The sequence below is a fragment of the Dactylosporangium sp. CS-033363 genome (genome assembly GCF_050942475.1).
In the GTDB taxonomy this organism is placed as follows: Bacteria; Actinomycetota; Actinomycetes; order Mycobacteriales; family Micromonosporaceae; genus Dactylosporangium.
Map to the genome: position 1 here is coordinate 1,900,910 of NZ_CP192032.1, position 23,219 is coordinate 1,924,128.

19 protein-coding genes are annotated in these 23,219 nt (G+C 71.4%); 11 read left to right on the forward strand and 8 right to left on the reverse strand.

Annotated features, from left to right (window positions below):
• Window positions 1–49: 49 nt before the first annotated feature.
• From ACQPZ4_RS08720 to ACQPZ4_RS08745, 6 genes are all read right to left on the reverse strand, one after another.
• Window positions 50–937 (reverse strand): DNA-3-methyladenine glycosylase family protein, encoded by an 888-nt coding sequence (locus ACQPZ4_RS08720; RefSeq protein WP_433057729.1) that lies wholly within the window; start codon window positions 935–937, stop codon window positions 50–52.
• Complete coding sequence (locus tag ACQPZ4_RS08725) at window positions 934–1,920, reverse strand: hypothetical protein (protein ID WP_433057731.1); 987 nt, start codon at window positions 1,918–1,920, stop codon at window positions 934–936. The genes ACQPZ4_RS08720 and ACQPZ4_RS08725 overlap by 4 nt, the downstream gene beginning before the upstream one ends.
• Window positions 1,883–4,360, reverse strand: a complete 2,478-nt coding sequence (locus tag ACQPZ4_RS08730) for an AAA family ATPase (protein WP_433057732.1) — start codon at window positions 4,358–4,360, stop codon at window positions 1,883–1,885. The genes ACQPZ4_RS08725 and ACQPZ4_RS08730 overlap by 38 nt, the downstream gene beginning before the upstream one ends.
• The gene (locus tag ACQPZ4_RS08735) at window positions 4,357–5,502 is read right to left on the reverse strand and encodes an exonuclease SbcCD subunit D (RefSeq protein WP_433057734.1); all 1,146 of its coding nucleotides are present in this window, start codon (window positions 5,500–5,502) and stop codon (window positions 4,357–4,359) included. Before ACQPZ4_RS08735 ends, ACQPZ4_RS08730 begins: the two co-directional genes overlap by 4 nt.
• 8 nt (window positions 5,503–5,510) lie before the next feature.
• Window positions 5,511–7,283, reverse strand: coding sequence for an ATP-binding protein (locus ACQPZ4_RS08740; RefSeq protein WP_433057736.1), 1,773 nt, complete (start codon window positions 7,281–7,283; stop codon window positions 5,511–5,513).
• A 194-nt stretch (window positions 7,284–7,477) separates the two neighbouring features.
• Entirely contained in the window at window positions 7,478–8,179 is a 702-nt protein-coding gene (locus ACQPZ4_RS08745) for a pyrimidine reductase family protein (RefSeq protein ID WP_433066388.1), read from the reverse strand.
• A gap of 85 nt (window positions 8,180–8,264) precedes the next feature.
• Between ACQPZ4_RS08745 and ACQPZ4_RS08750 the strand changes: the two genes are divergently transcribed.
• From ACQPZ4_RS08750 to ACQPZ4_RS08790, 9 genes are all read left to right on the forward strand, one after another.
• Window positions 8,265–8,810, forward strand: coding sequence for a plasmid pRiA4b ORF-3 family protein (locus ACQPZ4_RS08750; protein ID WP_433057738.1), 546 nt, complete (start codon window positions 8,265–8,267; stop codon window positions 8,808–8,810).
• A gap of 338 nt (window positions 8,811–9,148) precedes the next feature.
• A complete protein-coding gene (locus ACQPZ4_RS08755) occupies window positions 9,149–10,465 on the forward strand; it encodes an ABC transporter substrate-binding protein (RefSeq protein WP_433057740.1) in 1,317 nt (438 codons plus the stop codon).
• An 88-nt stretch (window positions 10,466–10,553) separates the two neighbouring features.
• Window positions 10,554–11,531: a carbohydrate ABC transporter permease gene (locus ACQPZ4_RS08760; protein ID WP_433057742.1), complete on the forward strand. Its 978-nt coding sequence runs from the start codon at window positions 10,554–10,556 to the stop codon at window positions 11,529–11,531.
• Window positions 11,532–11,596: 65 nt separating this feature from the next.
• Entirely contained in the window at window positions 11,597–12,442 is an 846-nt protein-coding gene (locus ACQPZ4_RS08765; protein WP_433066391.1) for a carbohydrate ABC transporter permease, read from the forward strand.
• The gene (locus ACQPZ4_RS08770; RefSeq protein ID WP_433057743.1) at window positions 12,439–13,842 is read left to right on the forward strand and encodes a GH1 family beta-glucosidase; all 1,404 of its coding nucleotides are present in this window, start codon (window positions 12,439–12,441) and stop codon (window positions 13,840–13,842) included. The genes ACQPZ4_RS08765 and ACQPZ4_RS08770 overlap by 4 nt, the downstream gene beginning before the upstream one ends.
• Window position 13,843: 1 nt before the next feature.
• Entirely contained in the window at window positions 13,844–14,893 is a 1,050-nt protein-coding gene (locus ACQPZ4_RS08775; RefSeq protein WP_433057745.1) for a LacI family DNA-binding transcriptional regulator, read from the forward strand.
• 24 nt (window positions 14,894–14,917) lie between these two features.
• Window positions 14,918–17,347: a GH36-type glycosyl hydrolase domain-containing protein gene (locus tag ACQPZ4_RS08780; RefSeq protein WP_433057746.1), complete on the forward strand. Its 2,430-nt coding sequence runs from the start codon at window positions 14,918–14,920 to the stop codon at window positions 17,345–17,347.
• Between the two features lie 61 nt (window positions 17,348–17,408).
• Window positions 17,409–18,476, forward strand: a complete 1,068-nt coding sequence (locus tag ACQPZ4_RS08785) for a LacI family DNA-binding transcriptional regulator (RefSeq protein WP_433066393.1) — start codon at window positions 17,409–17,411, stop codon at window positions 18,474–18,476.
• A gap of 55 nt (window positions 18,477–18,531) precedes the next feature.
• On the forward strand, window positions 18,532–18,966 hold the full coding sequence (locus ACQPZ4_RS08790; protein ID WP_433057748.1) for a hypothetical protein: 435 nt from the start codon (window positions 18,532–18,534) through the stop codon (window positions 18,964–18,966).
• Window positions 18,967–19,411: 445 nt separating this feature from the next.
• On the opposite strand, the gene ACQPZ4_RS08795 is transcribed toward ACQPZ4_RS08790, so the two are convergent.
• Together ACQPZ4_RS08795 and ACQPZ4_RS08800 are read right to left on the reverse strand one after the other, a co-directional pair.
• Window positions 19,412–19,942 (reverse strand): ACT domain-containing protein, encoded by a 531-nt coding sequence (locus tag ACQPZ4_RS08795; protein WP_433057750.1) that lies wholly within the window; start codon window positions 19,940–19,942, stop codon window positions 19,412–19,414.
• On the reverse strand, window positions 19,942–20,715 hold the full coding sequence (locus tag ACQPZ4_RS08800) for an amino acid-binding protein (RefSeq protein WP_433057752.1): 774 nt from the start codon (window positions 20,713–20,715) through the stop codon (window positions 19,942–19,944). The genes ACQPZ4_RS08795 and ACQPZ4_RS08800 overlap by 1 nt, the downstream gene beginning before the upstream one ends.
• 197 nt (window positions 20,716–20,912) lie before the next feature.
• Here ACQPZ4_RS08800 and ACQPZ4_RS08805 point away from each other — a divergent pair, with 197 nt between their 5' ends.
• Window positions 20,913–21,959, forward strand: a complete 1,047-nt coding sequence (locus ACQPZ4_RS08805; RefSeq protein ID WP_433057754.1) for a phosphotransferase family protein — start codon at window positions 20,913–20,915, stop codon at window positions 21,957–21,959.
• Window positions 21,959–23,170, forward strand: a complete 1,212-nt coding sequence (locus ACQPZ4_RS08810) for an acyl-CoA dehydrogenase family protein (protein ID WP_433057756.1) — start codon at window positions 21,959–21,961, stop codon at window positions 23,168–23,170. The genes ACQPZ4_RS08805 and ACQPZ4_RS08810 overlap by 1 nt, the downstream gene beginning before the upstream one ends.
• Window positions 23,171–23,219 lie beyond the last annotated feature (49 nt).

Here is a 23,219-nt window from a genome sequence, read left to right on the forward strand (position 1 = left end):
GTACGACAACTTTCCGTCCCGCAAAAGACTCATAAGATCAAGCAAAGACTCAGAAACTCGCGAACGAGCGCAGCGCCATCCGGTGCCCGAACCGAGGCGCCGCGATCCCGGCCCGCGCCAGCAGCGCACACACCCGCCCCCGGTGCGGCGCGAACGGCGCCAGCAGCTCCAGCATGTGCTCGTCCGTCCCGCGCGCGGCCCCGGTCAGCGCGAACGCCACCGTGTTCTTGATGTTGTAGTCGCCGACGGAGACCACGTCCACGTCGCCGTACGCCGCGCGGGTCACCTCCGCCGCCGTCCACGGACCGATCCCGGCGATGCTCACCATCCGCGCCGTGCAGCTCACCGCGTCCGCGCAGCGCTCCAGGGCGGCCGCCTGCGCCGCGGCCCGCCGCAGGGTGTCGGCCCGCTTCTGCTCGACGCCCAGCGGGTGGAACGCCCAGTACGGCGTCGCCGCGATCACCTCGGGCTCCGGCGGCAGATAGAGCCCCGCGCACGGCCCCGGGGCGGGCTCGGAGAACTTGCGCAGGATGCGCACGTACCCGTGGGCCGCCTCCTTGCCCGACACCTTCTGCCCCAGGATCGTCGGCACCAGGTGGTGGAAGACCCGCCCGGTCGTGGCCATCCGCAGCCCGGCGTGCTCCCGCGCGAGGCGGTGCACGAGCGGGTGGGCCCGGGCCAGCTCGGCGAAGCCGGTGAGGTCGTCGCGCAGCCCCGCGATCGCGTCCGGGCGCTCGAGCAGCCAGTCCGCGCCCGGCCCGAAGGCCTCCCAGGTCAGCTCGTCGCCCGTGAGGTCGAAGCGGATCGAGCCGGGCCCGTCCGGGGTCCGGGTGGCGAACCAGGACGTGCGGGCGCCGACGGACAGGGTGGGGTCGCCGCCGACGAGGGCGAGGCCGCGCATCGTGCCGGCGAGGTCGTACCGCTCGGGAACCTTCATACCGCCGCCCGCGACAGGGCCCGGTGCAGGAGCCGCGCATCGCCGAGCATGGCGCGCAGCTTACGCTCCAGCCCCGCGATCGGCACCAGGTTCTGCGGCGCCCGCGGGTCCTTGTACGCCTGCGACGCGAACCGCGGCAGCGTGACCGCCGACAGGTGGGCGAGGGCGACCGCGTCCGCGTACGTCAGGTCGGCCGAGCACTCCGCCCGCACGATCCCTGACCAGGGCGCGCCGGCGGGTCCGGGCAGCCGCAGGTACCAGGCGAAACGGTTCCAGGAGGTGCCCAGCAGGAACACCGGCGTCCGCTGCCCGCCCCGCAGCGACGTGACCACGGTCGTCAGCTCCGGCGGCAGGTACTCCACCCGGTGCGTCTTGATGTAGCCCAGCGCCCGCGGCAGGTGGGCCCGCTCCTGCAGCGGCCCGTCCACGATCAGCAGGTCGCCGTCGGTGCGCTCCTCGCCGGAGACGCCCACCTCCAGGGCCCGCATGTGCCGCTGCACCCCGAGCGCCAGGTCCTTGGGCTCACCCCGCGAAACACGCCGCCACGTGTACCGGATGTTCCCCGCCCCCACCGCCGGCAGGTTCTCGGCCGGCGTGAACAGCCCGCGGTCGATCCGCGCGGTGGCGATCTGCGCCGAGCCCCGGTCGAGCTCGCAGCGGACCACGCCGGCCGCGTACGAGGCGGCGACCCCGGGGTGGGTGACCCCCGCGTCGTCGGTGATCCAGACCCGCGCGTCGATGCGCTGCACCCCGTCGACGATCAGCACCGTGTCCGGCGGCGCCAGCCCGGCCGGCGGGTCGACCGCCCGCCACGCGTCCGCGCGCAGCTCCACGTCGGTCTGCACCTGCGCCGTGCTCTGCCCGGGCGGCCCGGACTCGGCCGCGTCGAAGGACTGCCCGTACCCGGGATCCCAGGCGTCGACGTGCAGCTTCACGGCAGCACCATCACAAGCCGGCCCGCTCGATCCGGGCCGAGCGCGCATCCCGGTGTACCTCGAAGCGCACCGGAATCCGCTCGGCCAGCGCCCCCACGTGCGTGACGACCCCGACCATCCGGTCCCCGCGCGCGGCCAGGTTCTCCAGCGTCACCGCGACCGTGTCCAGCGTGGCCGTGTCCAGCGTGCCGAAGCCCTCGTCCAGCACGATCGACTCCAGCGAGGCCGACGCCGCCGACAGCCCGGCCAGCTGCTCCGACAGTGCCAGCGCGAGCGCCAGCGAGGCCTGGAACGTCTCGCCGCCGGACAGCGTCCGCACGGCCCGGCGCAGCCCCGCGTCGTGGTGGTCGACGACGTAGAACTCGCCCTTCTCGTGGCCGAGGTCGTACTGCCCGGAGGAGAGCTCCCGCAGCGTGCGCGACGCCCCCTCGACCAGGGTGTCGAGCGCCTCGGCCAGCAGCCAGCGCTCGAACCGGTCGGCCCGCAGGTGCTGGGCGAGCGCCTTGGCGACGTGCGCCTCGCGGGCCAGGTCGTCGCGCTGCTCGCGCATCTTCGCCGCGTCCGCGCGCCGCTCCTCGATCCGGCGCCGCGCCGCGTCCGCGCGTTCGAGGGCCACCGCGGCGTCGCGGGCCGGGTCGCCCCCGGGCGCGGCCAGGCCCGCCTCGGTGAACCGGGCGGCGAGCTCGTCGCGCACGTCGGCCACCTTGCGCTGGGCCGCGCTCACCTCGTCCTGCGCGGCCGGGCGCCCGGCCCGGCGGCGGCCCGCCTCGCCGGTGGCCCACCCGTGCAGCGTCGACCAGGCGTCGGCGAGGTCGTCCCGGTTGGCCGGCGGCGGCGCGAACTGGGCCAGCCCGTCGCGCGTCGTGTCGAACGCCCGCCAGGCGCTGCGCAGCCGCTCCTCGGCCCGGTCCGCGGCCCCCGCGGCGTTGCGGTGCCCCTCCCGGGCCTTGCGCACCTCGGCCCCGGCCTGCTCGAGGCGCCGGGTCAGCGCGCCGATCCCGTCCAGGTCCCGCTGCAGCGCCTCGGCCGGCGGCGCCCCGTCCAGCGCCCGCTCCAGCTCGGCCAGCTGCCGCTCCAGCTGCTGGGCATGCGCCCTTGCCGTGGCGAGCGCGCGGTCGAGGTCGCGCGCCGACCGGTCCCGCTCCTCCACCGCCTTGTCCGCCGCAGTGCTGCGTTTGCGGGCGACTTCACCGGCCTTCTTCGCCTTGATCACCGCGGGTTCGTGTGGCATGTCGGGCAGCGCGTGGACCGTCTGCTCGCACACGGGGCAGGCCTCGCCCTCCCGCAACCCGGGCCGCAGCGCCACCGCCTGGTCCGTGGCCATCGCCGCGTTGTAGGCCTCGAACGCGGCCTCGAGGGCGAGCCGGGCCGCCGACGCGTCCGCGCGGGCGGCCTCCAGCGCGTCTGCGGCCTTACCGTGCTGGGCCTCCGCGGACGCGAGCGTTGCACGCACGGAGGTAGCCTCGGAAACCAGCCGCGCGCGGGAGGCGTGGTGGTCGAGCAGCCGCCGCAGCGCCGTCGCATCGCCCGCCGCCGCCAGCTCGCCCCGCAGCTTCTCCTCCCGCTCCTCCGCCGCGCGCACGGCATCCTGCGCGCCCGCGACGGCCGCCCGCGCGGTCGCGGCGGTGGCGGCGAGGTTCGCGGCCTCAGGCGGTACCGAAACGGCGGAAAGACGATCGATCTCGGCATCGAGGGTGGCCAGCGCGCTCGCGGCCTGCCCCGCCAGCCGGTCGGCGTCGCCCAGCCGGGGCACGATCGCGTCCACCGCCGCCGCGACCGCGCGCAACGCCTCGACCCGGGACACGGCCGCGGCCAGCGCGGCGTCGTCGATGTCGGAGAAGCCGTGCAGCTGGTCGTCGAGCACCTTGAGCTTGGTCTCGGCGGTGCCGGCCTCGGTCTGGGCCTTCTCCCGGATCTTGCCGTACACCTCCAGCCCCAGCAGGTTGACCAGGATCTTCTGCCGCTCGGCCGGCTTGGCGTGCAGGAACGCCGCGAACTCGCCCTGCGGCAGGACCACGCACTTGGTGAACTGCTCGTACGGCAGCCCGACGACCGTCAGCACCGCCGTGTCGACCTCGCTCGGCGTGCCCGCGAGCACCTCGGCGATGTCCGACTGCTCCAGGCCGAACTCCAGCTTGGCCAGGTCCAGGCCGGGCGCCAGCAGCTCCATGCCGGCGGCCTTCGTGGTCACCGCGCCCTTGCCGTCGCGGCGCACGACGCGCGTGACCACGTAGCGCTTGCCGGCCGACTCGAAGATCAGCCGCACCCGCGCCTCCGCGGCCGAGGGGGCCAGGGCGTTGGCGATGGCGCGCCGGTCGCCCCAGCGGGGCACAGTGCCGTACAACGCGAAACAGATCGCGTCGAGGACCGTCGACTTGCCCGAGCCGGTCGGCCCGACCAGCGCGAAGAAGTCCGTGTCGGTGAAGTCGACGGTGGTGGGGTCGCGGAACACGGTGAAGCCGTCGAGATCCAGGCGGACGGGCCTCATGAGTGCGTCACCTCGTCGTGCAGCCGGTGGAACAGGGCCACGGTCGCCTCGTCGGCGTGCCCGCGCTGGTCGAGGTAGTCCGAGAAGAGCTCGCCGGCCGAGCGCCCGGCCTGTGCGCTGGAGGCCCGGCCCGAGCCCGGCGCGGGCAGCAGTTTCGGGTCGATGCGCACCTCGATCGCCTTCGGCAGCAGCGCCTGCACCTCCTCGCGCAGGCCGGCCCGGGGCGCCTCCTGGACGTACACGCGAAGGAGGGCCTCACCGGTGTCCAGGGTGGCCAGCTGGGCGAGCGTCCCGCGCACGGTGCGCAGCGGGGTCAGGACGGGCAGGGGCAGCTCGCGCACCCGCGCGGCGCTGACCGGCGACACGTCCACGATCGCGACCGAGGCGAAGTTCTCCTCCTCGCCGAAGTCGATGGGCAGCGGGCTGCCGCTGTAGCGGATCGGGCAGGGGCCGTTGACCGACTGCGCGCGGTGCAGGTGGCCCAGCGCCGCGTAGTGCAGCGAGGACGGGAAGACGCTGGCCGGCACCGCGTACCCCATGATCGTGTGCGCCTCCCGCTCCCCGCCGCCCATCGTGGCCCCGATGACGGTGAGGTGGGCGGTCAAAAGGTTCACGGTGTTCGCGCCGAAGCCCTGGGCCAGCCGCGCGATGAGGTCGCCGACGTAGCCGGCGTAGGACTGGGTGATCTCGGCCGCCGACAGGTCGAACATCTCGCTGGCGCGCACGGCGTAGCGCTGGGACAGGAACGGCAGCGCGATGAGCCGCCACTCCTCGCCGCCCGCCGTCGTGCCCTCCAGCAGGTGCTCCTCCGGCCGGCCGATCGCGCCGCGAATCGTGATGCCCGCCGCGTCGGCCCACGGGCGCAGGGCGTCGAGGGCCTTGCCGTTGTCGTGGTTGCCGCCGATCACCACGACCTCGGCGCCCGTCTTGCGCAGCGCCGACAGCCCGCGGGTGACGATCTTCGTCGACTCGGCGGTCGGGGTGGCCGTGTCGTACAGGTCGCCGGCGACCACGATGAGATCCGGCCGCTCGGTCTTCGCGACGTCGACGAGCCCGTTGATCGCCGCGATGTGGTCGGCCGAGCGGGACTGTCCCTTGAGGACCTTCCCCACGTGCCAGTCCGAGGTGTGCAGGATGCGCAACGTGGCTCCTAGAAGGGGATGTCGTCGTCGGAGACGCCGCCGGCGCCGACGTGGGCCACGACGGCGAAGGGGTCGGTGGCGTGCTGGGCGATCGAGCGCAGCGTCGCGGCGGGCGGGGGACCGGCCTCCGCGGGCCGGGTCGCCCACGACGGGAACGGGAACTCGATGCACAGCGGCACCGGGATCTCCGGCTGCGACACGAACATGGTGCCGGGCTTGGCCAGCAGGGCGCGCTGGCGCTGGGCGGGGGGCAGGAAGCCGTACTCCGGACGGGACGCCTCGGCCGGGTCCAGCCGCCCGACGACGCGGATCGCCGAGTTGGCCACGATGCGCCGCTCGACCTCGCTCGCCGTCTGCTGCGCGCCGATGAGCACGACGCCGAGGGAGCGCCCGCGCTCGGCGATGTCGAGCAGCACCTCCTTGATCGGGCTGGTGCCCTCGCGCGGCGCGTACTTGTTGAGCTCGTCGAGCACCACGAACAGCAGCGGCTTGGCCGAGCCGGCCTTCTCCTTGCGCTCGAACTCGGTGCGCAGCGTCACGCCGACCACGAAGCGCTGCGCGCGGTCGGGCAGGTTGTGCAGGTCGACCACGGTCACCTGGGCCGACTCGGCGGTGTTGATCTGGTGCGGCTTGCGCTGGGCCAGGTCGCCGCGGATGAGCCGGGACAGGTCCTTCTTGCTGCCGATGAGCCGCCGCGCAAACGCGTTGACGGTGCCCAGGCCGATCGCGTTGCCGGCCCACTGCCCGCGGGTGGCGTCGTCGTTGAGCTGCTCGACGAGGTAGTCCACGAGGTCGGCATAGGAGTTGAGCCGGGTGCCGTCGACCGCCACGCCGCCCTCGGCCGGCACCGCCACGCGGGCCAGGTGGGCGGTGACGGAATGGACCACCATCGTGTACTGCTGCCGCTCGTCGTCGGCATCCGCGAAGACGTACGGGAGCAGGCGGTCGGCGCAGAACTCGGCCAGCGTCCAGTAGAACGCGTCGACGCCGGAGAGCCGGCTGCTCACGTCCGGGGTGCCCGACGAGTCGCCGGCCCGCGGCGGGGCGTAGACCCGCACGTCCGGGAACGGTCCGGCGACCAGCCCGAGCCGCGCGTACGCGTCCTCGGTGGCCTGGTCCAGCCGGCTGTTCGGGTGGTCGAGGAACAGCAGGTCCTCGCCCTTGACGTTGAAGATGAGCGCGCGGGTGTTCGCGGTCTCGCCCGCGCCGCCGAGCACGCCCGAGCGGAAGACCGAGTACAGCAGGAAGGTCGCGAAGCTCGTCTTGGTCGCCACGCCGGAGATGCCGGAGATCGACACGTGCGCGCCGCGGCTGCCGTCGAGGAAGTCGGCGTTGAGGAACATCGCGGCGCCGTCGCGGCCGAAGCCCATCGGGATCGTGCGGTCCATCCGGTCGAAGTACAGCGCCCCGGCCCGCGCGTCGCCCTGCGCCCGGTGGACGAGCGCGCCCGGGGTCGGCGGGACGTACACCTCGGGATCGACGCGGGTCGTGGTGATCTCCGCGGCCTCCTGGACGGTGGCCGGCAGCGTGCCGTCGGCGACGAGGAAGACGTCGGAGTCGAACACGACCCCCTCGTGCCGGGCCCGCACCGCGGTCACCACGCCGGCGATGGTCACCGGGTCGTGCTCGGGAACGTCACGCTGCGTGACGACGACGTCGTCGAGCTGGAGGTAGGCGCCGTCCTCCACGGCGACCCAGAACGTCAGCGGCGTGGCGTCGGCGGTGCCGAGCACGCGCCCGACGACCGGCCCGCTGCTCGCGGCCCCGGCTTCGTCCTCCATGGCTGTCGACCCCCAGTACAAGTGTTCGCCTGTGCATCGTGCCCCACGCGGGCGGGCAGGGCGAAGGCACCACGCCACGGTGGATGGATGAGTGTCCGATTCACTTGGACAAACGGGGACAAACCCGGTCGCGACACACCTTTGTCCACAGGGTGTTGCCGCGTTGTCCACAGGCCTGTGGACGGCCCTGTGGGTTAACGAGCGTGTCGCAGGAAGAGCAACCCGTCGTCGTACAGCACGTGACGCAGCGTGAGCCGCTCGGGCTCCGGCAGCTGCGGGCCGCCGATGATCCGCCCCGCGCCGGCCCCGGCCAGCAGCGGCGAGACGGTCAGGCAGAGCTCGTCGACGAGCCCGGCCGCGGCCAGCGAGCCGAACAGCATCGGCCCGCCCTCGCTGAGCAGGTGCGCGAACCCGCGCTCGCGCAGGGCGGCCACCCCGGCGACGAGGTCCACCGCGTCGTCACCGACGGTGATCAGATCCGCGACCTCGCCCAGCTTCCCGGGGTCGGCGCCGGTGCGCGTGAGCACGATCGGCCGGACCGGGGCGCCGGCCAGGGCGTCGAGCGCGGGATCGAGGTCCAGCCGCTTCGACACGATCACGAGGGTGGGGTACTCCGCGAGCCCGTGCTCCACCCGCCACGCCCGCCGGCCGGCGTCGAGGCGCAGCGCGTGGTACCCCTCGTCGCGCACCGTCCCCGCCCCCACCACGAGCGCGTCGCACAGCATCCGCAGCACCCCGAAGACGCGCTTGTCGGCCGGCCCGGACAGCGGCGCGCTCCTCCCGTCCACCGTCCCCGCCCCATCGAGGCTGGCGACGAAGTTCAGCCGCAGCCAAGGCCCGGGCGGAGTTCGATACAGGTCGATGAGCTGGGGATCTTCGACGGCGCTCGGCCACAGCTGCTGCACCTGAAAACCCTACTCGGTGGGAGATCGGATCGAAGGGCTGCGGCGCGGGGGTTGCGCACCCGACAATGGCTGCACCATGGCTCGCATGATCTACCAGCTGCGCATCGCGCTCGACGGCGTCGAACCGCCGGTCTGGCGGCGCGTCCTCGTGCCCGGCGGGTACACCCTGGATCGGCTGCACCGGGTGATCCAGCTGGCCATGGGCTGGGGCGACCGTCACCTGCACGTCTTCGACATCGAGGGCGTGCAGTACGGGGTGCCCGACCCGGACGGGCTGCTCGAGGTCCGCGACGAGCTGGAGCACCGCCTCGACGCGCTGGCCGCCAAGGGCTCGAAGCTGCGGTACACCTACGACTTCGGCGACTGGTGGGAGCACGAGGTCGCGGTCGAGGACGTGGTCCCGGCCGACCTCGAGACCCGCTATCCGATGTGCACCGGCGGGGAGCGCGCGTGCCCGCCGGACGACGTCGGCGGGCCCTCCGGCTATCGCGAGTTCCTGGCCGCCTACGCGGACCCCGCGCACGCCGATCACGAGGCCATGCGGGCCTGGCTCGGGCGCGCCTTCGACCCCGTGGACTTCGCGCCGGGGCCGTCGAGCACGTTGCTGCGGCGGATGACCTGAGTAACTTTCAGTACACGTAGGGCCCTTTCTTCCCGCTGTCACGTTCCGTGATGGTCAACAGGCCTCCAGTACCGGACAAATCGGGCGAAATGCTGCCTTAGAAATCTTGCGGTAACGAAATGGGAACGCTCCCATTGCCCCATTGACACACGGCGGCTCGCCCTGCAATCTCATGGGAGCGCTCCCGCGGCTGTGGCCGGTGCCACACCCCGCAGCCGTGGGAGACATCAACTCGCATGTCCGCCAGACCGCGCCGGCGGGGCTTCCGCGTGCCCGCCGCCGTGCGCATCAACACCCCACACCACCCACACCCATCACGACCTGAGAGAGGGGTCAGGATGAGCTTCACCTCGCGCCGCATGCGATCCGTCGCCGCGGCCGCGCTGACCGTCGGGCTCGCCCTCGGCGTTGGCGCCTGCAGTGCCAAGGACGACAACGCCGGATCTGACAACAGCACGGCCGGTGGGCCGGTCACGATCTCGCTGTCCTACTTCGGCACGCCCGGGTTCACCCAGGCCGTCAAGGACTTCGAGGCGGCGAACCCGAACATCAAGGTCGACGTCAAGAACGAGGGCCAGACCAAGGACTTCGTGCCGAAGCTGGCCCAGCAGCTCTCCGCGGGCAGCGGCGCGAGTGACGTGGTCATGCTCGAAGAGGGCATGCTGCTGCAGTACCTGAAGGACAACAAGCCCTTCGCGAACCTGCTCGACCTCGGCGCCTCGTCGCTGGAGAGCGAGTACCTGCCGTTCAAGTGGAAGAACGCGTTCACCGCGGACGGCAAGAAGCTCGTCGGCCTCGGCACGGACGTCGGCCCGCTGGCCATGTGCTACCGCACCGACCTGTTCCAGAAGGCCGGCCTGCCGACCGACCGCGACGCCGTGAGCAAGCTCTGGCCGACCTGGGCGGACTACGTCAAGCAGGGCGAGACCTTCAAGTCGAAGAACACCGGCGCGACCTGGCTGGACTCGGCCACCTCGGTCATGCAGCCGTACATCATGCAGAACAGCGACACCTGGTTCTACGACAAGAGCGACAAGTACATCGGTGACAGCAACCCGGTCGTGCGCAAGGCCTACGACCTGGGCATCGACATGGCCTCGAAGGGCCTGACGGCGAAGCTGGCCCGCTGGTCGACGGACTGGGACGCCGCGTTCAAGAACGCCGCGTTCGCGACCGTGCCGTGCCCGCCGTGGTACACGGGTGTCATCAAGGAGCGCGCCGGCGACGCCGGCAAGAACAAGTGGGACATCGCGTCGATCCCCGGCGGCGGCGGCAACTGGGGCGGCTCCTACCTCGCGATCCCGGAGCAGAGCAAGAACAAGAAGGCCGCGTTCGAGCTCATCAAGTTCCTGACCGGCAAGCAGGGTGGCATCGACTCCTTCAAGGAGGCCGGCCCGCTGCCGTCGTCGGTCAACGCGCTCTCCGACCCGCAGATCGCCGGCGCGACGAACGACTACTTCAACAACGCGCCGGTCGGCAAGATCTACGTCGACGCCGCGAAGACCCTCAAGCCGATCTACCTGGGCCCGAAGCACCAGGCCCTCTGGGAGAACGCTTTCGAGCCGGCCATGCAGGCCGCTGAGCAGGGCAAGCTGAGCGCTCAGGCGGGCTGGGACAAGGCCATCAAGGACAGCAAGGCGCTGGCCGAAGGCTGATCGGGACCCCGATCGACACCGGGCGGAGGTGGCGGCAACTCGCCACCTCCGCTCGCCAGCGACCGGGCTTAGGACGAAGGACCACACCATGACCACCAATGTCGAGGTCGCCGGGCCTCGTCACGGGCGGCGGGACCCGGAGACGCCGCCGCGGCGGCGCACCTCGCGGTTCGGCCGGCTGGACATCAAGTACTCGCCGTATGTGTTCGTCGCCCCGTTCTTCCTGCTCTTCGCGGTGTTCGGCGCGTACCCGCTCATCTACACCGCCGTCCTGTCGCTGCGCAAGAACACGCTGACCGGCGGCGACCAGGGCTTCGTCGGCTTCGAGAACTACAGCAAGGTGCTCGCCGACGAGCACTTCTGGACGGTCATCGGCAACACGTTCGGCCTCTTCATCGTGGCCACGGTGCCGCAGCTCATCCTGGCGCTGATGATCGCGAGCTGGCTGAACAAGAAGATGCGCGCCCGCACCGCGATCCGCATGGGCGTGCTCATCCCGAACATCACGTCCGTGGCCGCCGTCGGCATCGTCTTCGGCCTGATCTTCGCCGACCGCTACGGCCTGGCGAACTGGCTGCTGCAGACCGTCGGCTTCGACCCGGTCGAGTGGCGCAACCACCGCTGGTCGTCGTGGACCGCGATCGCCTTCATGGTCGACTGGCGCTGGACGGGCTACAACGCCCTGATCTACCTCGCCGCGATGCAGGCGATCCCGAAGGAGCTCTACGAGTCGGCCTCGCTCGACGGGGCCTCGGCCATGCGCCGCTTCTGGCGGATCACCGTGCCGCTCATCCAGCCGACGATCCTGTTCACGGTCATCATCTCCACGATCGGCGGCATGCAGCTGTTCACCGAGCCGCTGCTGTTCAACTACGGCCGCATCCAGGGTGGCTCGCTCAACGAGTTCCAGACCGTCGCGATGTACATCTACGAGACCACGTTCACGAACAACTTCAACGTGGGCCGTGGCGCCGCGATCTCCTGGCTGCTGTTCCTGATCATCCTGATCTTCGCTCTGATCAACTTCCTGCTGGTGCGCCGCTCGGTGAGGGGGCAGACGCAATGAGCACCATGACCCCCGCCCGGCCCAGCCGGACCACGCCGGCCCCGGCGCCCAAGCGCTCCGGCCGCATCCGCAGCGCGTCCGCGTCGCTGTGGGAGGCCAGCCCGCTGACCTACCTGGCGCTGATCATCACGATCGTCCTGTCGGTCTTCCCGATCGTCTGGTCGTTCATCGTGGCCTCCCGGGACAACAGCGCGGTGACGGACATCCCGCCGCCGCTCACCCCGGGTGGGAACTTCTTCTCCAACGCCCAGCGGGTGCTGGAGAACACGGACGCCAACTTCGTCTACGGCCTGATCAACTCGGCCATCGTGTCGGGCTGCGTCACGCTGTCCGTGGTGTTCTTCTCGACCCTGGCCGGCTTCGCGTTCGCCAAGCTCAAGTTCCGCGGCAAGAACGCGCTGCTGCTCATCATCATCATGACGATGATGATCCCGACGCAGGTCAACATCATTCCGTTGTACCTGCTGATGGTGAAGCTGGACTGGCTGCACACGCTGCCCGCGGTGATCGTGCCGTTCCTGGTCAAGGGCTTCGGCGTCTTCATGATCCGGCAGTACGCGGAGTCGGCGATCAGCGACGAGCTGATCGAGGCGGCGCGCGTGGACGGGGCCTCGACCTGGCGGACGTACTGGAGCGTCGTGCTCCCGGCGCTGCGCCCGGCCGCGGCGGTCCTCGGTCTGCTCACGTTCATGGAGACGTGGAACGACTTCCTCTGGCCCTACGTGGTGCTCGACGGGGACACCCCGACCGTCCAGGTCTCGCTGAACATCTTGGCGACCGGTTACTACAAGACGGACTACGTGCAAGTCTTTACCGGGACAGCGCTGGCGATCATTCCGCTGCTTCTCGTGTTCATCGCATTCGGTCGCCAGATCATCGGCGGCATCATGGAAGGTTCGGTCAAGGCGTGACCAGTATCGACCCGCTGACGTTCCCACCCGGATTCCTGTGGGGGGCGGCGACCGCGTCGTACCAGATCGAAGGGGCGGCGGCCGAGGACGGCCGTACCCCGTCGATCTGGGACACGTTCAGCCACACCCCCGGCATGACCAAGGGCGGGCACACCGGCGACGAGGCGTGCGACCACTATCACCGCTACCGCGAGGACGTCGCGCTGATGGCCGACCTGGGGCTGAGCTCCTATCGGTTCTCCATCGCGTGGCCCCGCGTGCAGCCGGGCGGCCGCGGGTCGATGAACGAACAGGGGCTCGACTTCTACCGGCGGCTCGTGGACGAGCTGCTCGGGCACGGGATCACCCCCTGGGTCACGCTGTACCACTGGGACCTTCCGCAGGAGCTCGAGGACGCCGGCGGCTGGCCGGTCCGCGACACCGCACACCGGTTCGCCGAGTACGCCGCGCAGGTGCACGGCGCGCTCGGCGACCGGGTCAAGCACTGGACCACGCTCAACGAGCCCTGGTGCTCGGCGTTTCTCGGGTACGCGTCGGGTGCGCACGCCCCGGGCCGCAAGCACGCCCCGGACGCGCTCGCCGCGACGCACCACCTGCTGCTCGGCCACGGCGAGGCGGTGCGGGCGATCCGCGCCGCCGACCCGGCCGCGCAGCTGGGCATCACGCTGAACCTCTACGCGATCTCGCCGGCCGACCCGGCGTCGGAGGCCGACCACGAGGCCGTGCGGCGCATCGACGGGCTGGCCAACCGCATCTTCCTGGATCCGGTACTGCTCGGTGCCTACCCCCAGGACGTCCGCGCGGACCTGGCCGGGGTCACCGACTTCGGCTTCGTCCAGGACGGCGACCTGGAGGTCGTCTCCACGCCGCTGGACCTGCTCGGCATCAACTACTACAGCCGGCACGTGGTCGGCGCGCCCGACCCGGACGTGCCCGCCGAGCCCTACTGGCGGGCGCCCACGTCCTGGCCCGGCAGCGAGCACGTGCGCTTCCACAAGCGCCCCGGCGTGCCCGTGACCGACATGAACTGGGAGGTCGACGCGCCCGGGCTCACCGAGACCCTGGTGCGGGTCGCGCGCGACTACCCGGCCATCCCGCTGTACATCACCGAGAACGGGGCGGCCTACGTCGACACCACGGGGGCCGACGGACAGATCGACGACGTCGAGCGGGCCGCGTACTTCGACGCCCACTTCCGCGCCTGCCTGGACGCGATCGCGCAGGGTGCCCCGCTCGAGGGGTACTTCGCCTGGTCGCTGCTGGACAACTTCGAGTGGGCGTGGGGCTACACCAAGCGGTTCGGCCTCGTCGGCATCGACTACGACACGCAGGCGCGCACGATGAAGACCAGCGGGCACCGGTACCGCGAGGTCATCAAGCGCAACGGCCTGGCCGAGTAGCGTGCACCGCCCGACACTCGACGAGGTCGCGGCCCTGGCCGGTGTCGGGCGCGGCACCGTCTCCCGGGTCATCAACGGCTCGCCCCAGGTGAGCCCGGAGGCGCGGGCGGCGGTGCAGAAGGCGATCGACGAACTCGGGTACGTGCCCAACCGGGCGGCCCGGGCGCTGGTGACCCGCCGCACGGACTCGGTGGCGCTCGTCGTCTCCGAGTCCGAGGAGCGGGTCTTCGGCGAGCCGTTCTTCGCCGGCATCGTCCGCGGGGTCAGCTCGCACCTGGCCGACACCCAGATGCAGCTGTGGCTCGCGATGGCACAGTCGGTCTCCGAGCGCGTGCTGGTCGAGCGGCACCTCTCCGATCAGCACGTCGACGGCGTCCTGCTGCTGTCACTGCACGACGACGACCCGCTGCCCGGCCTGCTGGCCGGGCGGGGGCTGCCGACCGTCCTGGGCGGGCGCACCGCGCACATGCTCGAGACGGGCCTGATCCACGGGGAATCGGGCGGACAGCTCAACGGGCACACGGTCTCGTTCGTCGACAACGACAACGAGGGCGGCGCCCGGCTGGCCGTCGAGCACCTGCTCAACCTGGGGCGCCGCTGCGTCGCGGCGATCGCCGGCCCGCAGGACATGGGGGTCGGCAAGGCCCGCCTGCGCGGCTACCGCGTGGCCCTGCGCAACGCGTCCCACCCGTTCGACGACCGTCTCGTCGCATACGGCGACTTCAGCGAGGCGAGCGGCGCCGAAGCGATGTACCGCCTGCTGCATCTCAACCCGGGGCTCGACGCCGTCTTCGCCGCCTCCGACCTGATGGCCGCCGGTGCCATCCGAGCCCTGCGCGAGCGGGGCCGGACCGTGCCCGCGGACGTCGCCGTGGTCGGGTTCGAGGACTCCGCCGTGGCCCGGCAGACCCTGCCGCCGCTCACCACCGTGCACCAGTCGGTGGAGGGGATGGGTCGCGAGATGGCCAGGCTCCTGCTGGCCCGCATCGCCGGCGGGCCGGCCCACTCGACTGTGCTGGACACGCACCTGGTCGTGCGTGAGTCGGCCTAACTGACCACCCCGCAGGAGGCAACCGTGCGCTTCGGCCACTTCGACGACAACAGTCGCGAGTACGTGATCGAACGGCCCGACACCCCGCTGCCCTGGATCAACTACCTGGGCACCGAGGCGTACTTCGGCATCATCTCCAACACCGCCGGCGGCTACTCGTTCTATCGCGACGCGCGGCTGCGCCGCCTCACCCGCTACCGGTACAACAACGCGCCCTTCGACTTCGGCGGCCGCTACCTCTACCTGCGCGACGCCGCCGACGGCACGTTCTGGTCGCCGACCTGGCAGCCCACCCAGACCGAGCTCGACGACTACGAGTGCCGGCACGGGCTGTCCTACACCCGGATCTCCTCCGGCTACCGCGGGATCAAGGCGCAGACGTCGTACTTCGTGCCGCTCGGCGAGACCCTGGAGGTCTGGCGGCTGCGGCTGACCAACGAGCGCGAGACCACCGCCGAGCTCTCGGTCTTCTCGTCGGTCGAGTTCTGCCTCTGGGACGCCCAGGACGACGCGACCAACTTCCAGCGCAACTTCAGCACCGGCCAGGTCGAGGTCGTCGACGGGGTCATCTACCACAAGACGGAGTACCGCGAGCGGCGCGACCACTTCGCGTACTTCGCCTGCTCCGAGCCGCTCGCCGGGTTCGAGACCAGCCGGGAGGCGTTCCTCGGGCCGTACCGGTCGTGGGACCGCCCGGTCGCCGTCGAGCGGGGCACCGCCTCGGACTCGATCGCCCACGGCTGGCAGCCGCACGGCTCCCACCACGTGAAGGTGACGCTGGAGCCGGGGGAGACCCGCGAGATCGGCTTCGTGCTCGGCTACTGGGAGAACCCCCGGGACGCCAAGTTCGACCCGCCGGGCTCGCAGACCGTCAACAAGCAGACGGTACGGCCGGTCATCGAGCGCTGGCTCCAGCAGGAGACCGTGGACGCGGGGTTCGCCGCGCTGCGCGAGAACTGGGACACGCTCCTCGGCGGGCTGCAGGTCAGCACGCCCGACGGGGACACGGACCGGATGGTGAACATCTGGAACGCGTACCAGAACATGGTCACGTTCAACATGAGCCGCTCGACGTCGTTCTACGAGTCGGGCATCGGCCGCGGCATGGGCTTCCGCGACTCGAACCAGGACCTGCTCGGCTTCGTGCACATGATCCCGGAGCGGGCCCGCGAGCGGATCCTCGACATCGCGGCGACCCAGCTGGCGACCGGTGGCGCGTACCACCAGTACCAGCCGCTGACCAAGCGCGGGAACAACGACATCGGCTCCGGCTTCAACGACGACCCGCTCTGGCTGATCCTGGGCGTCGCGGCGTACCTCAAGGAGAGCGGCGACCGGTCGATCCTCGACGCGCTGGTGCCCTACGACAACGCGCCCGGCACCGAGGTCCCGCTCTACGACCATTTGCAGCGCTCGTTGCGGTACACCCTGGACCGCCTCGGACCGCACGGGCTGCCGCTGATCGGGCGGGCCGACTGGAACGACTGCCTGAACCTGAACTGCTTCTCCGACACGCCCGGCGAGCCGTTCCAGACCACCGAGAACGCCACCGGCGGGGTCGCCGAGTCGGTCTTCATCGCCGGGCAGTTCGTGCTGGCCGCCCGCGAGCTCGCCGGGATCGCCGCGCTCGTGGGCCAGCCGGGCCAGGAGTACCTCGACGCGGCCGAGAAGATGGCCGGCACGATCGCCGAGCACGGCTGGGACGGGGCGTGGTTCCGCCGCGCGTACGACTTCTACGGCAACGTGATCGGCTCGGCCTCCAACGACGAGGGGCAGATCTTCATCGAGCCGCAGGGCATGTGCGTGATGGGCGGCGTCGGCGTCGAGGACGGCACCGCGGCCACCGCCCTGGCCAGCGTGCGCGACCGGCTCGCCACCCCGCACGGCGTGGTCCTGCAGCAGCCGGCCTACAGCTCCTACCGGCTGGAGCTCGGCGAGATCTCCTCGTACCCGCCGGGGTACAAGGAGAACGCCGGGATCTTCTGCCACACCAACCCGTGGATCATGATCGCCGAGGCCATCGTCGGCAACGGCGACGCCGCGTTCGACTACTACAAGCGCATCCTGCCGGCCGCCCGCGAGGCGATCAGCGAGGTGCACAAGTGCGAGCCGTACGTGTACGCCCAGATGATCGCCGGCCGCGACGCCCCGACCCACGGCGAGGCCAAGAACTCCTGGCTCACCGGCACGGCGGCGTGGAACTACGCGGCGATCACCCAGTGGATCCTCGGCATCCGGCCCGAGCTCACCGGGCTGCGGATCGACCCGGTGATTCCGGCCGATTGGCCCGGGTTCACCGCGGTTCGCCGGTTCCGGGGCGCGACGTACCGGATCACCGTGCGGCGCGGCGAATCCCGCTCGCTCACCGTGAACGGCGAGACCGCCGACCCGGGCGCGGTCATCCCCGCGGCCCCCGCGGGCTCCGACGTTGAGGTGAACTTGACGATTTCTTGAAAAAGATCGTCGCCCTCTCGGGTGGCCCGGTGACGGGATGTGCGCACAATGAGGCGTGAACATCCCGTCCCCGGGCCGCCCCCGTTCCGCCGGCCGGCCCACCCTCGACGAGGTCGCCCTGCGCGCCGGTGTCGGCCGCGGCACCGTGTCGCGGGTGGTCAACGGCTCGCCCCAGGTGAGCCCCGAGGCCCGCGCGGCGGTGCAGAAGGCGATCGACGAGCTGGGGTACGTGCCCAACCGCGCCGCCCGCGCGCTCGTCACGCAGCGTACCGACTCCGTCGCCCTGGTCGTCTCGGAGTCCGAGGAGCGCGTCTTCGGCGAACCCTTCTTCGCCGGCATCGTCCGCGGCATCAGCTCCGCCCTGGCCGACACCCAGCTGCAGCTCTGGCTGGCGATGGCCCAGTCCCCGGCCGAGCGCGAGCGGGTCGAGCACCACCTGACCAACCAGCACGTCGACGGCGTGATGCTGCTCTCCCTGCACGACGCCGACCCGCTGCCCCTGCTCCTCGAACGGCGCGGCCTGCCCGTGGTCCTCGGCGGCCGCCCGGCCCAGATGCTCGCCGACGACGAGCAGCTCAACTTCACCGCCCAGCTGTCCCAGCTGTCCTACGTGGACGCCGACAACGAGGGCGGCGCCCGCATCGCCGTCGGCCACCTGCTCGACCGCCAGCGCCGCCGGGTTGCCGCGGTCGCCGGCCCCCAGGACATGGCCGTGGGCGTCTCGCGCCTGACCGGCTACCGGGAGGCCCTGGAGCGCGCCGGCCTTCCGGTCGACGAGCGCCTGATCGCGTACGGCGACTTCTCCGAGGCCAGCGGCGAGCGCGCGGTCCACGAGCTGCTGTCGTCCGACCCCGCGATCGACGCCGTGTTCGCCGCCTCGGACCTCATGGCGGTGGGCGCCCTGCGCGCGCTGCGCTCCCTCGGCAAGAAGGTCCCGGACGACGTGGCCCTGGTCGGCTTCGACGACGTGGCCATCGCCCGGCAGACCGACCCGCCGCTGACCACGGTCCACCAGCCGGTCGAGGCGATGGGCCGGGAGATGGCCCGCCTGCTCATCGCCCGCATCGGCGGCGCCGCATCCTCCTCCGTGATGGTCGAGACCCATCTCGTGCGTCGGGAATCTGCGTAAAGTTTGCCGAACCTCCTGCTGGGGCACCCGGACATCGGAGGAGGTGGCGATTTCGATGAGCAATGACTGGAAGAAGCGTAAGCGCCGCGCGGAGAGTGTGGCCGAGGACGCCTGGGACTACCTGACCTCGGCGCTGGACAGCGCCCGTTCGTTCGGCGGCACCGTGAAGGACCGCGCGGGCGACTTCGCCAGCGAGGCCTCGGACCGGTACGGCACCGCGTCCGACCGCGTCGGCTCGGTCTCCAACGAGGCGTGGAAGCGGGCCAACCTGGCGCTGGACGCCCTGTCCGGCCGCCGCTCGCGCACCCCGTGGGGCTGGATCGCGGTGGCGGCGCTGGGCGGCGTGGCGGTGGGCTGGGCGGTGGCGGCCTCGGCGCCGAAGGCCATCCAGGCCGCTTCGGACCGGTTCACGGACGACCCGGACGAGCTCCCGCCGTCGGTGGAGCCGGCCGCGCCCTACGAGCGGGCAGTTCCCCCGGTCACCCCGTAGACCCCTCTGTTCCGGGAGGTGAGAGGGCCGGCGCCGTGCGGGGCGCCGGCCCTCTCGTGTCTGTATCCCCTTCCGTGGGGGAGCTCCGCTCCACCCACACCCCCTCAAAACCGGCGCGCGGCACCCGGCAGGAAACAGTCCCAGCCCCGCTGCCACCCGACCGGGCGAGCGGATCAATCATGCGATGCGATGGGCAACGCACAGGGCGGCGAAGCGCCCCGTGCTTGGCGCCGAATTACCTCTTGCGCCATATGGCTGGCCAGATGCGGTGCAATCCCCGCACGATGGCAGCAGTGAATCCGGTTCGACCGTAGGCCAGCCGCTCGGCTCGTTAGCGCGCACGCAGGTGCGGGGTGGCCGAAGGTGGTGTCCGACGGGGCCGGCCGGCGTGTCCTGGCGACAGCCGAAAGCGCCCCTTCGCAAGGAAGGGGCGCTTCGCGGTTCGTCAGGGGGTGGTGCGTCTCGATGCGACGCGGGCCAGTTCGACCAGGGCCTGGGCCCTTGCGTACTCGGCCGGGGTGAAGGACGGCTCCGCGCGGCCGACGTACAGGGTGCCGCCCGCCGGGTCGCGCAACTGCATGCCGGTGGCCGTGAAGCCGCCGGCGCCTGTCGACGTCTCGGCGCGCCAGGAGATGTCGCAGTCGCCGAGCAGGAGTGACAGGGACTCCTCCAGCGTTGCGGCGCCCTCCAGGACCTTGGTGGCCAGGGCCAGGACCCTCGTCGGCTCGTCGATCAGGCCCCTGGCGTGGGCCGGGGCGATCCACGGATCGCGTCCGCGGCCTCGGCGTACTGCGTCGGCCAGGTCGTCGCGCGTCAACGAGTCAGGGGCGTCGACCAGGAAGTCGTCCACCGCGCCCGACTCCGTGGTGTGGACCTGGACGGAGAGGATGTTGACCTGGCGCAGGGCCAGGCTTGCGGTCAGGACCGAGAGGAAACCTGGGCGGTCGTCCACCGTGGCGCGGATACGCCACAGCATCAGAAGGTCCAGGTGGAGGTTGTGCCGGCGGGAGCGGGGGTTCCGGTCACGGAACGCCCCGCCTCACCCGGATCCGCCAATCCGGGCCCCGCCAGCCGTTCCCCCAGCACAGATGCGGTTGCACCGACCAACTGCGCCAGGCGTTCCACTTCGGAGCCGTGGAACGGTGGTGCTCCAGCGTCGCCGTCCGCCCCGCCGCGTCCGACAACAAGGACCAGGCCTCCGCGCTGGAAAGGCGCGACAGCGAGATGGACGCCGTCAGCTGCACTCAACGCACGGGGCCGGAGTGGTGCGATGTCCACCTGTGGGGGGACATCCGGAGCGCGCCAGCTCGCGCTGACCACCGAGGTGCCGGACCATGCCTGGGCGCGCGCGCCGCCGCCCGCCCAGTTCGATCCGACTCTGATCGCAACCGCCCAGTCCGCGCCGAACAGTGCGGGTGCCGCGTCCACGACCGTCGCCAGGCCGTGTTCCGGGTTTGCCGCCACCTGTCCGATCAGCGCGACCTCGCGGCCGCTGCTCGGCTCCGACAGCTCGGTGCCGCGCCATACACCGTCCAGGCGGACGCCTGGGATCGCCGCGAGGCCGGTGAGTACGCGATCAACCGGGGCCGAGGCCGGCCATACCACGGTGAAGTCGTCCACCGCACGACCGCCGACTCGTTCCAGTACTACGACCGAAACGATGTCCGCGCCGACCACGCCCAGCGTCCGGGCAACCTGCCCGAGAGAGCCGGGACGGTCGGGCAATGCAACTCGCAGCCTGAGCAGCATGTGAGTCGACCTCCCGTTCGTCCTTGGCTGAGGTGCACGCCGCCGTTGGTGTACGCCTTGCTTTCCGGTACTGCGAACAGGTTGCCTACCGCGAGTTTCCAAGCCGTTTCGCAGCGGTGTCGGCCCCGGAACATTGACGGGCGTCCCAAGATCCGGCATAACGGTACAAAATCCGCCTGAAGCCCTTGACAGAGAACGTGTCTCAACCCTGGACTGATCCGATGACCACCCCGCCCGGTCTCGATCTGACCCGCCTGCAGGACTATCTGGACGCGAAGGCCCCCGGCCTGGTCGGCGCGCCGCTGAGCGCCGAGCTGGTGGCCGGCGGCCGGTCGAACCTGACGTACGTCCTCAACGAGGTCTTCGTCCTGCGCCGCCCGCCGCTCGGCCATGTGCTGGCCACCGCGCACGACATGAGCCGCGAGTTCCGGGTGATCTCGGCGCTGGGGTCGACGGCGGTGCCGGTACCAGAGGCGCTGTTGTTGTGTGAGGACGACGCGGTGCTCGGGGCGCCGTTCTATCTCATGGCGCGCGTCCCCGGGGCCGTGCTGCGCCACCGCGAGCAGACCGACCCGCTCGGCGAGGACAACCGCCGCAAGATCGCCTTCGCGATGATGGACACCCTCGCCGAGTTGCACCTGGTCGATCCGGCCGAGGTCGGGCTGGCGGAGTTCGGCCGGCCGGAGGGCTTCCTGGAGCGGCAGGTGCGCCGGTGGAGCAAGCAGCTGGAGCACTCCCGCAGCCGCGACCTGCCGGCCGCCGACACGCTGCGCGAGCGGCTCGCGGCGACCATCCCGGCCAGCCCGCGGCCCGCCATCGTGCACGGCGACTACCGGCTGGACAACCTCATCGTCGACCCGGAGACCCTGCGCGTGGCCGCCGTCCTGGACTGGGAGATGGCCACGATCGGCGACCCGCAGACGGACCTGGGGCTGCTGCTGGCGTACTGGAACGTGCTGGACCGCATCAAGATCGGCAAGAACCCGATCGCGGACGGCCTCGGGGCCGCGGCCGGGTTCCCCAGCGGCGACGAGCTGCTCGCACGGTACGCGCGCAGCGCCCCGCTCAGCGACGACCTGCACTGGTACGTCGGCCTGGCCTGTTACAAGCTGGCCATCGTGCTCGAGGGGATCCACTACCGGTACACACACGGGCAGACGGTCGGGAAGGGCTTCGACGAGATCGGCGCCCTCGTCCCGCCCCTGCTCGAAGAGGGCATCGCGGCGATCAACGGAGAGAGCTGATGGACTTCGGATTCGACCAGCGCACGGCTGAGCTGCACGAGAAGCTCACGGACTTCATGGACGAGGAGGTGTACCGCGCCGAGCCCGTCCTGGAGGAGCAGCTCGCGGCGGCCGCCGACCCGTGGGCGCGCACGCCCGTCATCGAGGACCTCAAGCGCTCGGCCCGCGAGCGGGGCCTGTGGAACCTGTTCCTGCCCGACGCCGTACACGGGGCGGGGCTCACGAACCTGCAGTACGCGCCGCTGGCCGAGATCACCGGCCGCAGCCCGCACCTGGCCCCGGAGGCGCTCAACTGCGCCGCCCCCGACACCGGCAACATGGAGGTGCTGGCCCAATTCGGCTCGCCCGAGCAGCAGGACCGGTGGCTCAAGCCGCTCCTGGAGGGCCAGATCCGGTCCGCGTTCTGCATGACCGAGCCGGACGTGGCCTCCTCCGACGCCACGAACATCGCCACCCGCATCGAGCGCGACGGCGACAGCTACGTCATCAACGGGCGCAAGTGGTGGTCGTCGGGCGCGATGAACCCGAACTGCCAGATCCTCATCGTGATGGGCAAGACCGATCCGGACGCCGAGCGGCACCGGCAGCAGAGCATGATTCTGGTACCGCGGGACACCCCGGGCATCACGGTCAAGCGGGGGATGCACGTGTTCGGGTACACCGACGCGGGGCACGGCGGGCACGCCGAGGTGCTCTTCGAGGACGTGCGGGTGCCGGCCGACGCGCTCATCGCCGGCGAGGGGCAGGGCTTCGCGATCGCCCAGGCCCGGCTCGGCCCCGGCCGCATCCACCACTGCATGCGGCTCATCGGGATGGCGGAGCGGGCGTTGGAGCTGCTGTGCACCCGGGTCAACGCGCGGGTCGCCTTCGGGCGGCCGCTCGCGGAGCAAGGGGTCATCCAGGAGTGGATCGCCGAGTCGCGGGTGCGGATCGAGCAGGCGCGGCTGCTGGTGCTGAAGACCGCCTGGCTGATGGACACCGTGGGCAACAAGGGCGCGCATACCGAGATCCAGTCCATCAAGATCGCGGTGCCGTCGATGGCCGAGTGGGTGATCGACAAGGCGATTCAGGGGTACGGGGCGGCCGGCGTCAGCCAGGACACGCCGCTGGCGGCGCTGTGGTCGAGTGCTCGCACCTTGCGCCTCGCCGATGGGCCGGACGAGGTGCATCGGGCTTCGCTGGCTCGGCGGGAGCTGCGGAAGTACAACTGAGCTGAGAGCCACCTGAGAAGCGCCCCCTCCACCGCGAGGGGGCGCTTCT